This window comes from Phytobacter massiliensis JC163 (assembly GCF_000321045.1).
GTDB classification, from domain to species: Bacteria; Pseudomonadota; Gammaproteobacteria; order Enterobacterales; family Enterobacteriaceae; genus Phytobacter_A; species Phytobacter_A massiliensis.
The window spans coordinates 48,114-60,372 of the sequence record NZ_HE578951.1; the positions used below are offsets into that span (position 1 = coordinate 48,114).

The 12,259-nt window shown below is 56.2% G+C and carries 13 protein-coding genes; 8 read left to right on the forward strand and 5 right to left on the reverse strand.

Features of this window, described 5'->3' with window-relative positions; genetic code table 11:
- The first annotated feature begins 33 nt into the window (after positions 1-33).
- From uvrD to corA, 3 genes are all read left to right on the forward strand, one after another.
- Positions 34-2,196 (forward strand): DNA helicase II, encoded by a 2,163-nt coding sequence (gene uvrD, locus ENTHG_RS22800; RefSeq protein WP_044185694.1) that lies wholly within the window; start codon positions 34-36, stop codon positions 2,194-2,196.
- 148 nt (positions 2,197-2,344) lie between these two features.
- Positions 2,345-2,401 carry a YsgD/CorL family protein gene (ysgD, locus tag ENTHG_RS26480; RefSeq protein ID WP_368073599.1) on the forward strand — a complete coding sequence of 19 codons (57 nt, stop codon included), beginning with the start codon at positions 2,345-2,347 and terminating at the stop codon, positions 2,399-2,401.
- Positions 2,402-2,554: 153 nt separating this feature from the next.
- Positions 2,555-3,505 (forward strand): magnesium/cobalt transporter CorA, encoded by a 951-nt coding sequence (corA, locus tag ENTHG_RS22810; protein ID WP_044185697.1) that lies wholly within the window; start codon positions 2,555-2,557, stop codon positions 3,503-3,505.
- A 40-nt stretch (positions 3,506-3,545) separates the two neighbouring features.
- Here the strand turns inward: corA and ENTHG_RS22815 are convergent, their stop codons facing one another.
- The 4 genes from ENTHG_RS22815 to yigI all read right to left on the reverse strand — a co-directional run bounded on the left by ENTHG_RS22815 (position 3,546) and on the right by yigI (position 5,995).
- A complete protein-coding gene (locus tag ENTHG_RS22815; RefSeq protein WP_044185699.1) occupies positions 3,546-3,938 on the reverse strand; it encodes a DUF2628 domain-containing protein in 393 nt (130 codons plus the stop codon).
- Positions 3,939-3,974: 36 nt separating this feature from the next.
- Positions 3,975-4,352, reverse strand: coding sequence for a hypothetical protein (locus tag ENTHG_RS22820; protein WP_044185701.1), 378 nt, complete (start codon positions 4,350-4,352; stop codon positions 3,975-3,977).
- A 236-nt stretch (positions 4,353-4,588) separates the two neighbouring features.
- Positions 4,589-5,476, reverse strand: coding sequence for an EamA family transporter RarD (gene rarD, locus ENTHG_RS22825; RefSeq protein WP_044185703.1), 888 nt, complete (start codon positions 5,474-5,476; stop codon positions 4,589-4,591).
- A 51-nt stretch (positions 5,477-5,527) separates the two neighbouring features.
- The gene (gene yigI / locus ENTHG_RS22830) at positions 5,528-5,995 is read right to left on the reverse strand and encodes an acyl-CoA thioesterase YigI (protein WP_044185705.1); all 468 of its coding nucleotides are present in this window, start codon (positions 5,993-5,995) and stop codon (positions 5,528-5,530) included.
- A gap of 158 nt (positions 5,996-6,153) precedes the next feature.
- On the opposite strand from yigI, the gene pldA reads away from it, so the two are divergent.
- From pldA to rhtC, 3 genes are all read left to right on the forward strand, one after another.
- Positions 6,154-7,029, forward strand: a complete 876-nt coding sequence (gene pldA / locus ENTHG_RS22835; protein WP_044185707.1) for a phospholipase A — start codon at positions 6,154-6,156, stop codon at positions 7,027-7,029.
- A 65-nt stretch (positions 7,030-7,094) separates the two neighbouring features.
- Positions 7,095-8,921, forward strand: coding sequence for an ATP-dependent DNA helicase RecQ (gene recQ, locus ENTHG_RS22840; protein ID WP_044185784.1), 1,827 nt, complete (start codon positions 7,095-7,097; stop codon positions 8,919-8,921).
- A gap of 67 nt (positions 8,922-8,988) precedes the next feature.
- Positions 8,989-9,609: a threonine export protein RhtC gene (gene rhtC, locus ENTHG_RS22845; protein WP_044185709.1), complete on the forward strand. Its 621-nt coding sequence runs from the start codon at positions 8,989-8,991 to the stop codon at positions 9,607-9,609.
- A 76-nt stretch (positions 9,610-9,685) separates the two neighbouring features.
- Here the strand turns inward: rhtC and rhtB are convergent, their stop codons facing one another.
- Entirely contained in the window at positions 9,686-10,306 is a 621-nt protein-coding gene (rhtB, locus tag ENTHG_RS22850) for a homoserine/homoserine lactone efflux protein (protein WP_044185711.1), read from the reverse strand.
- Positions 10,307-10,412: 106 nt separating this feature from the next.
- Between rhtB and pldB the strand changes: the two genes are divergently transcribed.
- Positions 10,413-11,405: a lysophospholipase L2 gene (gene pldB, locus ENTHG_RS22855; RefSeq protein ID WP_044185713.1), complete on the forward strand. Its 993-nt coding sequence runs from the start codon at positions 10,413-10,415 to the stop codon at positions 11,403-11,405.
- A 25-nt stretch (positions 11,406-11,430) separates the two neighbouring features.
- Positions 11,431-12,231, forward strand: coding sequence for a sugar/pyridoxal phosphate phosphatase YigL (gene yigL / locus ENTHG_RS22860; RefSeq protein WP_044185715.1), 801 nt, complete (start codon positions 11,431-11,433; stop codon positions 12,229-12,231).
- Positions 12,232-12,259 lie beyond the last annotated feature (28 nt).

Genomic DNA, 12,259 nt, shown 5'->3' on the forward strand with positions numbered 1-12,259 from the left:
AGCGGCCCAACACTCTTTTACGCGGCGGTGCCAATGGACGTTTCTTACCTGCTCGACAGCCTTAATGATAAACAGCGTGAAGCGGTGGCCGCGCCACGCAGCAATATGCTGGTGCTGGCCGGGGCAGGCAGCGGCAAGACCCGCGTGCTGGTGCACCGCATCGCCTGGCTGCTGAGCGTGGAGAACAATTCGCCGTACTCCATTATGGCGGTGACCTTTACCAACAAAGCCGCGGCGGAGATGCGTCACCGCATCGGCCAAATTATGGGCACCAGCCAGGGCGGCATGTGGGTCGGCACTTTTCACGGTCTGGCGCACCGTCTGCTGCGCGCCCACCACCTGGATGCGAACCTGCCGCAGGATTTTCAGATTCTGGACAGCGAAGATCAGCTGCGCCTGCTCAAACGCCTGATCAAGGCGATGAACCTTGATGAAAAGCAGTGGCCGCCGCGCCAGGCGATGTGGTACATCAACGGTCAGAAAGATGAAGGTATTCGCCCGCACCATATACAGAGCTTCGGCAACCCGGTGGAGCAGACCTGGCAGAAGGTCTACCAGGCCTATCAGGAAGCCTGCGATCGCGCGGGGCTGGTGGATTTCGCCGAGCTGCTGCTGCGCGCCCATGAGCTGTGGCTCAACAAGCCGCATATCCTCCAGCACTACCGCGAACGCTTCACCAATATTCTGGTGGACGAATTCCAGGACACCAACAACATTCAGTATGCGTGGATCCGCCTGCTGGCGGGCGACACCGGCAAAGTGATGATTGTGGGCGACGATGACCAGTCCATCTACGGCTGGCGCGGCGCGCAGGTTGAGAACATCCAGCGCTTCCTTAACGACTTCCCCGGCGCGCAGACGATTCGCCTGGAGCAAAACTATCGCTCTACCAGCAATATCCTCAGCGCCGCTAACGCCCTGATTGAAAACAACAACGGTCGACTGGGGAAAAACCTGTGGACCGACGGCGCTGACGGCGAACCGATTTCGCTTTACTGCGCCTTTAACGAACTGGATGAAGCCCGGTTCGTGGTTAACCGCATTAAAACCTGGCAGGACAACGGCGGCGCGCTGGAACACTGCGCCATTCTCTATCGCAGCAACGCCCAGTCGCGCGTGCTGGAAGAGGCGCTACTCCAGGCGAGCATGCCGTACCGTATTTACGGCGGGATGCGCTTCTTCGAACGTCAGGAGATCAAAGACGCGCTCTCGTATCTGCGCCTGATTGCCAATCGCAATGATGATGCGGCCTTCGAGCGCGTGGTCAATACCCCGACGCGCGGTATCGGCGACCGTACCCTGGACGTGGTGCGCCAGACCTCCCGCGACCGCCAGCTTACGCTCTGGCAGGCGACCCGCGCGCTGTTGCAGGACAAAGTGCTGGCAGGGCGCGCCGCAGGGGCGCTACAGCGCTTTATGGATCTGATTGACGCGCTGGCGCACGAGACGGCGGATATGCCGCTGCACGTGCAGACCGACCGGGTGATCAAAGATTCCGGCCTGTGGATGATGTACGAACAGGAAAAGGGCGAGAAAGGCCAGACGCGCATCGAGAACTTAGAGGAACTGGTGACGGCGACGCGCCAGTTCAGCTACAACGATGAAGATGAAGACCTGATGCCCCTGCAGGCGTTTCTCTCCCACGCCGCGTTGGAGGCGGGCGAAGGGCAGGCGGATACCTGGCAGGATGCGGTGCAGCTGATGACCCTGCACTCGGCGAAAGGGCTGGAGTTCCCGCAGGTGTTTATCGTCGGCATGGAAGAGGGGATGTTCCCCAGCCAGATGTCGCTGGATGAAGGCGGCCGTCTGGAGGAAGAGCGCCGTCTGGCCTATGTCGGCGTCACCCGCGCCATGCAGAAGCTGACGCTGACTTATGCCGAAACTCGCCGTCTTTACGGCAAAGAAGCCTATCACCGCCCGTCGCGTTTTATCGCCGAGCTGCCGGAAAACTGTGTGGAAGAGGTGCGCCTGCGCGCCACCGTCAGCCGCCCGGTCAACACGCAGCGTATGGGCGCGCCCATCACCGAGAACGATACCGGCTATAAGCTGGGCCAGCGCGTGCGTCATCCGAAGTTCGGCGAAGGCACGATTGTGAACCTCGAAGGCAGCGGTGAGCACAGCCGGTTACAGGTGGCGTTTCAGGGGCAGGGCATCAAATGGCTGGTTGCCGCTTACGCCCGGCTGGAAACCGTGTAACATTCAGAAAAATATCATTATTTTGTAATATTCTGCTAGCCTTATACGCTGAGGGGCAAATTATACCCCTTAGCGTTTCGTTGCGAGTTGACGCCTCTTTTTTGCTGGCGTAACATGCGCGCACGATCACGCTAAGAGGACATTCGCCTTGGACACACCCAGTAGATGCTGGCTCAATTCCCTGTCATCCAGGAACAACTCCTAAGGCTATCTCCTCGTGCTGATGGCCTTAGTGGTTGTCAGCGACCTGCTTTTTTCCCGTCGCGCTGAGTCAGGCTGTTTAATGGTCTGAAACCCCTTTTGTTTCTGTGTGCCCAAACCGAACTGTCCAGACATTTTTGCATTGGGAGTCCCGGCTATGCTGAGCGCATTTCAACTGGAAAATAATCGTCTAACCCGCCTTGAGGCTGATGAAATCAGGCACCTGGCCAGCTCCGTATGGGTTGACCTGGTGGAGCCGGATGACGAAGAACGAAGCCGCGTACAGTCGGAACTGGGGCAGAACCTGGCAACGCGCCCGGAGCTGGAAGATATCGAAGCATCGGCCCGTTTTTTCGAAGATGAAGATGGCTTGCATATTCACTCCTTCTTTTTCTTTGAAGATGCGGAAGACCACGCCGGTAACTCCACCGTGGCGTTCACCATTCGTGAAGGCCGCCTGTTTACCCTGCGTGAACGCGAACTGCCCGCTTTTCGTCTTTACCGTATGCGCGCCCGCAGCCAGTCGATGGTGGATGGCAATGCTTACGAGCTGCTGCTCGATCTGTTCGAAACCAAAATCGAACAGCTGGCGGACGAAATCGAAAACATCTACAGCGATCTGGAGAAGCTCAGCCGCGTCATTATGGAAGGCCATCAGGGGGATGAGTACGATGAAGCGCTCTCCACTCTGGCGGAGCTGGAAGATATCGGCTGGAAGGTGCGTCTGTGCCTGATGGATACCCAGCGCGCGCTCAACTTTCTGGTGCGTAAAGCGCGCCTGCCGGGCGGGCAGCTGGAGCAGGCCCGCGAGATCCTGCGCGATATCGAATCCCTGCTGCCGCATAACGAATCCCTGTTTCAGAAGGTGAACTTCCTGATGCAGGCGGCAATGGGCTTTATCAACATCGAACAGAACCGAATCATCAAGATCTTCTCGGTGGTGTCCGTGGTCTTCCTGCCGCCGACGCTGGTGGCCTCCAGCTACGGGATGAACTTCGAGTTTATGCCGGAATTGCACTGGAGCTTTGGTTACCCCGGCGCGATTGTCTTTATGATCCTGGCAGGGCTGGCACCGTATCTGTACTTTAAGCGTAAGAACTGGCTGTAAAAAGTTAAAGAGGTTCAGCCTGCTACTGAACCTCTCTGCTTTACAGGCTCCAGGACTGAACGCCTTTCACCTTATATTCGTAAAACCATATATTTGCCCGCATGGCGGTAAATATATTGACGATATATCCCAGGAAGCTAAGGTCGGTCAGCGCCATAATAAAAACCACCACCAGGTTGAGCAGCAAGACCAGAATCGCTTTTTTCCATAACCCCAGAATTAACAGGTAAATAAAGGAAAAGAAGTAGGCGAAGAAATTGACGGAAACTTTAATCCTTTGCCAGAAAGTCATTTCTTTAAAAGCGCTTCGCCAGGCGGGCGTTACGCCCCAGAAAGCGGGCAGGCCATTCTTTTCGTAGAAATCAAAACGGAACTTCCATTTTTCATTTAATGAAGGATCGTTGCGGTAGTCATTTGAATTGAGGGTGGTCATTTTGTCTCTCCTTAAAGGGATATCCTGCAAAGCGACTTAACGCGTTGTTTTTTGTTGTCCGGGTGCGAGAAGAAAGATGAAGAAAACCAGCAGGTCGAAACCGTTGCCGATCTTTACGCCGAGGCTTGTGCAATCTTCGCCAAAGAAGTAGCCAAGCACGGCAGAGGCCAGATAGATAACCAGAGAGGGAATCACCACGTAGCGGCCTTTCAGACCGCTGTCTCTGGCTCGCTGGGCGTTAATATTTATTTTTATATAGGTGAATAATAAAAAAGACAGCAGGAACAGCGTGGGCATTTCATCCAGCTGGAATGCGGCGGTAAGATAGATTACATGCAGCACAACGAAAATAAGGATATACGGCCCGCGACCAAGGCAGGTTTTCCCTGAGGGCAAGAAGACCTTGCTTAACATTTCTTATTCTTCCTGAAATAGCGTCGTCGATTGCGGGATTTAAAAAGTAGCAGCGCGTAGCGGCTGATGCAAAGCGCTGGCGGATAATCAACTAATTTTGGTAGGGCGTGGGTTTATATTATCGATGCGGAGTTTCGGCTGAGGGAAATATATCAGTGGGAAGTCATTTAGCTTAAGTGAAATTTTGATATTGCCCTGCAATACAGGCAGGGCAATTTTTACAGCAGGCCGGAAGATTACCGCCCACGGCGCTGGGTGTAGAGCGCATCCATCACGAAAATAGCGAGCGCCACCCAGATAAAGCCAAAGGTCACCATTTTGTCGGCGCCCGGATGCTCATCATAGAACGTCACCGCCAGCAGGAACATCAGCGTCGGGCCGATGTACTGGAAAAAGCCCAGCGTCGACAGGCGCAGGCGGGTGGCCGCGCCGGTAAAACAGAGCAGGGGAATAGTGGTCACTACCCCGGCGGCCATCAGCAGCAGGTTGAGCGACCAGCTGTTTTGCCCCATATGACTGGTGCTGCTATCGGCAATGCCAAACAGCCAGATTGCCGCCACCGGTAATAGCCACAGGGTTTCCACCAGCATGCCGGTTTGCGCATCAACGGCGATTTTTTTCCGCAGCAGGCCGTAAAAGGCGAAGCTAAAGGCCAGGCCAAGGGCGATAACTGGTAGCGAACCAAACGTCCAAAGCTGCACCAGCACGCCGCAGGCCGCCAGCGCCACCGCCAGCCATTGCATTCGGCGAAAACGCTCGCCAAGAAAGATCATCCCCAGCAGGATATTCACCAGCGGGTTAATAAAGTAGCCGAGGCTGGCCTCCAGCAGATGATGGTTATTGACCGCCCAGATAAACAGCAGCCAGTTGCCCCCCACCAGCACGGCGGAGAGCGCCAGTAGTAGAATCTTCTTCGGCGTTTTAAGCAGTTTTTTAACCTGCGGCCACTGACGGCTGAGGCTTATCAGCGCCACCATAAAGAAGAAGGACCAGATAACGCGGTGGGTGAGGATTTCATCCGCCGGGACGTACCAGATAAGCTTGAAATAGGCAGGCGCGATGCCCCAAATAAAATAAGCGGCGAGGGCAAGTATGACCCCAAGCCGCGTCTGTTTTGCATCCATCGGGAAAACTCTTTGCTAAAAAGTAACCACACTTTACCCGATTTTTGTGACTCAACCCACCATATACGTTGCCGTGGCGCTGGCGATATAAACCTGTTCTTCATTGTGAAGCTCAACGCGGGCCACGGCCACTTTATTGCCCGCACGCAGCAGCGTACTGCTGGCGGTAAAACGCGTACCCCGGCCCGGACGCAAATAGTCGACGCGCAAATCGATAGTGCCCATGCGCGACAGACGGGTGCGGAGCTCTTCTTCGGTCAGGGTAGCGTGGCGGGTTAAGGTACTCCCCACACACACCAGCCCGGCGGCCACATCCAGCGCCGAGGCGATGACGCCGCCGTGTAAAATACTTTGCGCCCAGTTGCCCACCATCATGGGCTGGTTGTTAAAACCAAGCTGCGCATACTCTTTTTCGTAGCGTTCGAGTTCCAGCCCCAGCGCGCGGTTAAACGGCATGTGATAAACAAAGATTTCACCCACCAGCTTTAATGCGGCCTCGGCTGTAAGGACGGCAGACATAGTGATCCTTCCAGTATGTTAATAGAATGTTGATTCTATGCCTCTAAAATGTTGATTTCCAGTTTAGGACAGGATAACTGCGCAGCGTCCGCAGAAATATGTAGAATAGGTGTTTCAAAAATGTTCAGTTCAACAACAAGGTCAGGGGAAGTAAGCCGATGCGGACGTTTCTGGGTTGGTTTGTAGCGCTGTGGGCGTTGCCCGGCGCAGTTTTTGCGCAGGAAGCGACAGTTAAAGAGGTACACGACGCGCCAGCGGTGCGCGGCAGCATTATCGCTAATTTATTACAGGAGCATGATAATCCTTTCACGCTCTATCCGTATGATTCCAATTATCTGCTCTACACCTACACTGACGATCTGAATAAAGAGGCCATCAGCTCTTACAGCTGGGCCGATCAGTCTCGCAAAGATGAGGTGAAATTCCAGTTAAGTCTTGCGTTCCCGCTCTGGCGGGGTATCGTGGGGCCAAATTCGGTGCTGGGCGCTTCCTATACGCAAAAATCGTGGTGGCAGCTCTCTAATACGGACGAGCCCGCCTCGTCGCCGTTCCGTGAAACCAACTATGAACCGCAGCTATTCCTGGGCTTCGCTACGGACTACCGACTTGGTGACTGGACACTGCGCGATGCGGAGTTTGGTTTCAATCATCAATCAAACGGGCGCTCCGATCCGACATCCCGCAGCTGGAACCGAATCTATACCCGCCTGATGGCGGAGAACGCTAACTGGCTGGTGGAAGTTAAGCCCTGGTATGTGGTGGGCAATACGGACGACAACCACGATATCACCAAATACATGGGGTATTATCAGCTGCGCGTGGGGTATCAGTACGGCGACGCCATCTTTAGCGTGAAGGGCCAGTATAACTGGAACACCGGTTACGGCGGCGCAGAGATGGGGGTAAGCTATCCCATCACCAAACATGTCCGCTTCTATACGCAGGTATACAGCGGTTACGGCGAGTCGTTGATTGACTATAACTTCAATCAGACACGTGTCGGCGTGGGTGTAATGCTCAACGATCTGTTTTAAGCATTGCAGTTTCATGAGCAGGCGCTGAAAATAGCGCCTGTTTTATTTTGGCGAACGGGGTCATTGTGGCGCAGGCGGAAGTATTGAATCTGGAATCGACGGCTTTACAGGTTTTACGGGAGACCTTCGGCTACCAGCAGTTTCGTCCAGGCCAGCAGCATATCATTGATACCGTGCTTGAAGGGCGCGACTGCCTGGTCGTTATGCCGACCGGCGGCGGCAAATCCCTCTGTTATCAAATTCCGGCGCTGCTGTTACCGGGGCTGACGGTTGTCGTCTCGCCGCTGATTTCCCTGATGAAAGACCAGGTCGACCAGCTGCTTGCCAACGGCGTGGCGGCGGCGTGCCTGAACTCCACTCAGAGCCGCGAGCAGCAGCATGAGGTGATGGCCGGCTGTCGCAGCGGGCAGATTCGCCTGCTCTATATCGCCCCTGAGCGTCTGATGCTCGACAACTTCCTCGACCAGCTTCTTCACTGGAACCCGGTGCTGCTGGCGGTGGACGAAGCGCACTGCATCTCCCAGTGGGGGCACGATTTCCGCCCGGAATACGCCGCGCTGGGCCAGCTACGTCAGCATCTTCCCTCCGTGCCTTTTATGGCGCTTACCGCCACGGCGGATGACACTACGCGGCGCGATATCGTGCGTCTGCTGGGGCTTAACGATCCGCTGATTCAAATCAGCAGCTTCGACCGGCCCAATATTCGCTACATGCTGATGGAGAAGTTCAAGCCTCTCGATCAGCTGCTGCGCTATGTGCACGACCAGCGCGGCAAATCCGGCATTATCTACTGCAACAGCCGGGCGAAAGTGGAAGACACCGCCGCCCGCCTGCAAAGCCGTGGTTTTAGCGCCGCGGCCTATCATGCCGGGCTGGAAAACGAGGTGCGCGCCAGCGTGCAGGAAAAATTCCAGCGTGACGATCTGCAAATCGTGGTGGCGACCGTCGCCTTCGGCATGGGGATCAACAAGCCCAACGTGCGTTTTGTGGTGCACTTTGATATCCCGCGCAACATCGAATCCTACTACCAGGAAACGGGGCGCGCCGGGCGTGACGGGTTGCCCGCCGAGGCGATGCTCTTTTACGCGCCGGAAGATATGGCCTGGCTGCGTCGCTGTCTCGAAGAGAAGCCCGCCGGGCAGTTACAGGATATTGAGCGTCATAAGCTAAACGCGATGGGCGCTTTCGCCGAGGCGCAAACCTGCCGCCGTCTGGTGCTGCTCAACTACTTTGGCGAAGGGCGGCAGGCGCCCTGCGGCAACTGCGATATCTGTCTCGACCCGCCGAAACAGTACGATGGCCTGAAAGATGCGCAAATCGCGCTCTCCACGATTGGCCGGGTTAACCAGCGCTTCGGCATGGGCTACGTGGTGGAAGTGATTCGCGGGGCGAATAACCAGCGCATCCGCGAACTTGGCCACGATAAGCTCAAGGTCTATGGCATGGGCCGCGAAAAAAGCCATGAGCACTGGGTCAGCGTTATTCGCCAGCTTATCCACCTGGGGCTGGTGACGCAGAATATCGCCCAGCATTCGGCCCTACAGATGACGGATGCCGCGCGCCCGGTACTGCGCGGCGAGGTGGCATTGCAGCTTGCCGTGCCACGGCTGGTGGCGTTGAAATCCCGCGTGATGCAAAAAGCCGCCGTCGGCAATTATGACCGCAAGCTGTTTGCCAAATTACGCAAACTGCGCAAAGCGATCGCCGATGAAAACAACGTGCCGCCTTATGTGGTCTTCAACGACGCCACGCTTATCGAAATGGCGGAGCAGATGCCGGTATCGCCGGGTGAAATGCTCGGGGTCAACGGCGTCGGGGTACGTAAACTGGAGCGCTTCGGTCAGGAGTTTATGGCGCTTATCCGTGCGCATGTCGATGGCGATGAAGAGTAGTCAGCCCGCCTGAAAAGTGCGAGGATGGTGACTCACTGAACGATTTCCTTCGCGAGTATCACCGACAATGTTAATGCTATTTTTCACCGTGGCGCTTGTGCATCTGGTAGCGTTGATGAGCCCCGGCCCCGATTTCTTCTTTGTGTCGCAAACCGCCGTCAGCCGCTCCCGTAAAGAGGCGATGATGGGCGTGTTCGGCATTACCTGCGGCGTTATGGTCTGGTCCGGCGTGGCGCTGCTGGGCCTGAATCTGATCCTCGAAAAAATGGCCTGGCTGCATAACATCATTATGGTCGGCGGCGGGCTTTATCTCTGCTGGATGGGTTATCAGATGCTGCGCGGCGCGCTTAAGAAACAGGAGACAAGCGCAGAAGAACCGCATGTTGAACTCGCCACCAGCGGGCGCAGCTTTATGAAGGGGCTGCTGACCAATCTCGCTAACCCCAAAGCGATTATCTATTTTGGTTCGGTCTTCTCGCTTTTTGTCGGCGACAGCGTAGGCGCGGGCGCGCGCTGGGGTATTTTTGTATTAATCGCGCTGGAGACCTTCGCCTGGTTTACCGTCGTGGCCAGCCTGTTCGCCTTACCGGCGATGCGGCGCGGCTATCAGCGTCTGGCAAAGTGGATCGATGGTTTTGCTGGCGCCTTGTTTGCCGGTTTCGGCATCCATTTAATTATTTCCCGTTGAGTGCATACCCTATTCCCTCATCCCTGTGGGGTGAGGGGAGCAGGGTTAGCATGTCCGAATAAGCAGGAAAACAGCCTCAGGCGTGGCGCGCCGAGGCCAGCAGCGCCCCTACCAGCATAAACAGCGAGCCAAACACCTTATTTAACGCCTTCATCTGACGCGGCCCTTTGATCCATGCGGCAATGCGCTGCGCCAGCGTCGCATAGCCAATCATCACAATGATATCTACCACGATAGTCGTTACCCCCAGCACCACATACTGCATCACCTGCGGCTGGTTCGGCATCACGAATTGGGGAAAGAGCGCGGCAAGAAAGACAATGCTTTTCGGGTTAGTAAGGTTAACAAACACGGCGCGCTTAAAGAGATGCGCCCGGGATTGCGTTTTCGCCAGCGTATTGAGATCGATGGCCCCTGCGGCGCGCCATTGCTGAATGCCCAGCCAAATCAGATAGGCCGCGCCCGCCCATTTCAGCACTTCAAACGCGATGACCGACCGGGAGAAGAGGGTGCCCAGACCAATTCCCACCAGCACAATATGAATGCCGAGACCCGCCTGTAAACCGGCAATGGAGGCCGCCGCGCCGCGATAGCCGTGGTTGATGGAGGTGGTCATGGTATTGATCGCCCCGGAGCCTGGCGACAGGCTAAGAATTATGGATGTCAGGAGGTAGGCGAACCACCACTCGAAGGTCATGAGAAACTCCCTGGTTGTCTGTTTTTATGCCACAATACGCTATTGTCAGCGGAACTTACCATAGGTCACAAAAACGTTTTTTTAACGCGAGCAGAGGCATAACCCCATGTTCCGGCGAAACAAGGATTGGGAAAGCAGAGAGAGCGCATTTGCCGCTTTTAGTATGGGGCCGTTAACCGATTTCTGGCGTCAGCGGGAAGAGGCGGAATTTACCGGGGTGGACAATATTCCGGTGCGTTTTGTCCGTTTTCATGCCGAAGGGCACGACAGCGTCATTGTGGTGTGCCCGGGGCGTATTGAAAGCTATGTGAAATACGCCGAGCTGGCCTATGACCTGTTCCAGCTCGGCTACGACGTGCTGATTATCGACCACCGCGGGCAGGGGCGCTCCGGGCGAATGCTGGCGGACACCCATCGCGGGCACGTGGTCAATTTCAGCGATTATGTCGATGATTTTGCCGCCTTCTGGCAGCAGGAGGTCGCACCCGGCCCGTGGCGGCGGCGGTTTATCCTTGCCCACTCAATGGGCGGGGCGATCGCCACGCTGTTTTTGCAACGTGAAGAGCATAACTGCGACGCCATCGCGCTTTGCGCGCCGATGTTCGGTATCATTATTCACCTGCCGGACTGGATGGTGCGCCATCTCCTCGACTGGGCGGAGGGGCACCAGCGTCTGCGGGAGAACTACGCCATTGGCACCGGCCGCTGGCATGCGTTGCCCTTTAGCCTGAACGTGCTGACCCACAGCCGCGCGCGCTACCGGCGTAACCTGCGTTTTTACGCCGACGAGCCGCAGTTACGCGTCGGTGGGCCTACCTGGCACTGGGTGCGGGAAGGCATCCTCGCTGGCGAACAGGTTCTGGCGGGCGCCATGCAGGACGCCACGCCGATGCTTATCATTCAGGCGGAAGAAGAGCGTGTCGTTGATAACCGCATGCACGATCGCTTCTGCGAAATTCGCGCCGCGGCGGGCAACCCCTGTGAGGGGGGAAAACCGCTTGTCATAGAGGGCGCGTACCATGAGATCCTCTTCGAAGAGGACGCTATGCGCTCAGTCGCGCTCAACGCCATTATCGACTTTTTCGAACGGCATCACTAATGACTTACTGAGGTTAAATTTTCCTATGTACCAGGTTGTTGCATCTGATTTAGATGGCACATTGCTCTCCCCCGATCACACCCTTTCCCCCTACGCGAAAGAGACCCTAAAGCTGCTGACCACGCGCGGCCTGAACTTCGTCTTCGCCACGGGGCGCCACCATGTGGATGTGGGGCAAATCCGCGATAACCTGGGGATCAAGGCCTATATGATCACCTCTAACGGCGCGCGCGTACACGATACCGACGGCAACCTGGTGTTTACCCACAACCTGGACCGCGATATCGCCGCCGACTTGTTTGGCGTGATGCATAACAACCCCGAGATCATCACCAACGTCTACCGCGACGATGAATGGTTTATGAACCGCCATCGCCCGGATGAGATGCGTTTCTTTAAAGAGGCGGTGTTCCAGTACTCTCTCTTTGAGCCGGGTCTGCTGGAGCCGGAGGGGATCAGCAAAGTGTTCTTCACCTGCGATACCCACGAGCCGCTGCTGCCGCTGGAGCAGGCGATCAATGCCCGCTGGGGCGATCGCGTTAACGTCAGTTTCTCGACACTGACCTGCCTTGAAGTGATGGCAGGGGGCGTGTCGAAAGGGCACGCGCTGGAAGCGGTGGCGAAGGCGCTGGGCTACAGCCTGAAAGAGTGTATTGCCTTCGGTGACGGTATGAACGACGCGGAAATGCTGTCGATGGCGGGCAAAGGCTGCATTATGGGCAATGCGCACCAGCGTCTTAAAGACCTCCATCCTGAGCTGGAAGTGATTGGCACCAATGCTGAAGACGCGGTGCCAAAATACCTGCGGGAACTGTTTCTTGGGTGATTTTTTGCTCTTTATTTGACCAGTTGTC

What these genes read in the sequence shown, in the direction of transcription:
- pldB (WP_044185713.1), top strand. Translation starts at nt 10,413, where the DNA reads ATGTTCCGGCGAAACAAGGATTGGGAAAGCAGAGAGAGCGCATTTGCC.
- ENTHG_RS22820 (WP_044185701.1), bottom strand. Translation starts at nt 4,352, where the DNA reads ATGTTAAGCAAGGTCTTCTTGCCCTCAGGGAAAACCTGCCTTGGTCGC.
- corA (WP_044185697.1), top strand. Translation starts at nt 2,555, where the DNA reads ATGCTGAGCGCATTTCAACTGGAAAATAATCGTCTAACCCGCCTTGAG.
- yigL (WP_044185715.1), top strand. Translation starts at nt 11,431, where the DNA reads ATGTACCAGGTTGTTGCATCTGATTTAGATGGCACATTGCTCTCCCCC.
- uvrD (WP_044185694.1), top strand. Translation starts at nt 34, where the DNA reads ATGGACGTTTCTTACCTGCTCGACAGCCTTAATGATAAACAGCGTGAA.
- rhtC (WP_044185709.1), top strand. Translation starts at nt 8,989, where the DNA reads ATGTTAATGCTATTTTTCACCGTGGCGCTTGTGCATCTGGTAGCGTTG.
- yigI (WP_044185705.1), bottom strand. Translation starts at nt 5,995, where the DNA reads ATGTCTGCCGTCCTTACAGCCGAGGCCGCATTAAAGCTGGTGGGTGAA.
- rarD (WP_044185703.1), bottom strand. Translation starts at nt 5,476, where the DNA reads ATGGATGCAAAACAGACGCGGCTTGGGGTCATACTTGCCCTCGCCGCT.
- ENTHG_RS22815 (WP_044185699.1), bottom strand. Translation starts at nt 3,938, where the DNA reads ATGACCACCCTCAATTCAAATGACTACCGCAACGATCCTTCATTAAAT.
- rhtB (WP_044185711.1), bottom strand. Translation starts at nt 10,306, where the DNA reads ATGACCTTCGAGTGGTGGTTCGCCTACCTCCTGACATCCATAATTCTT.
- pldA (WP_044185707.1), top strand. Translation starts at nt 6,154, where the DNA reads ATGCGGACGTTTCTGGGTTGGTTTGTAGCGCTGTGGGCGTTGCCCGGC.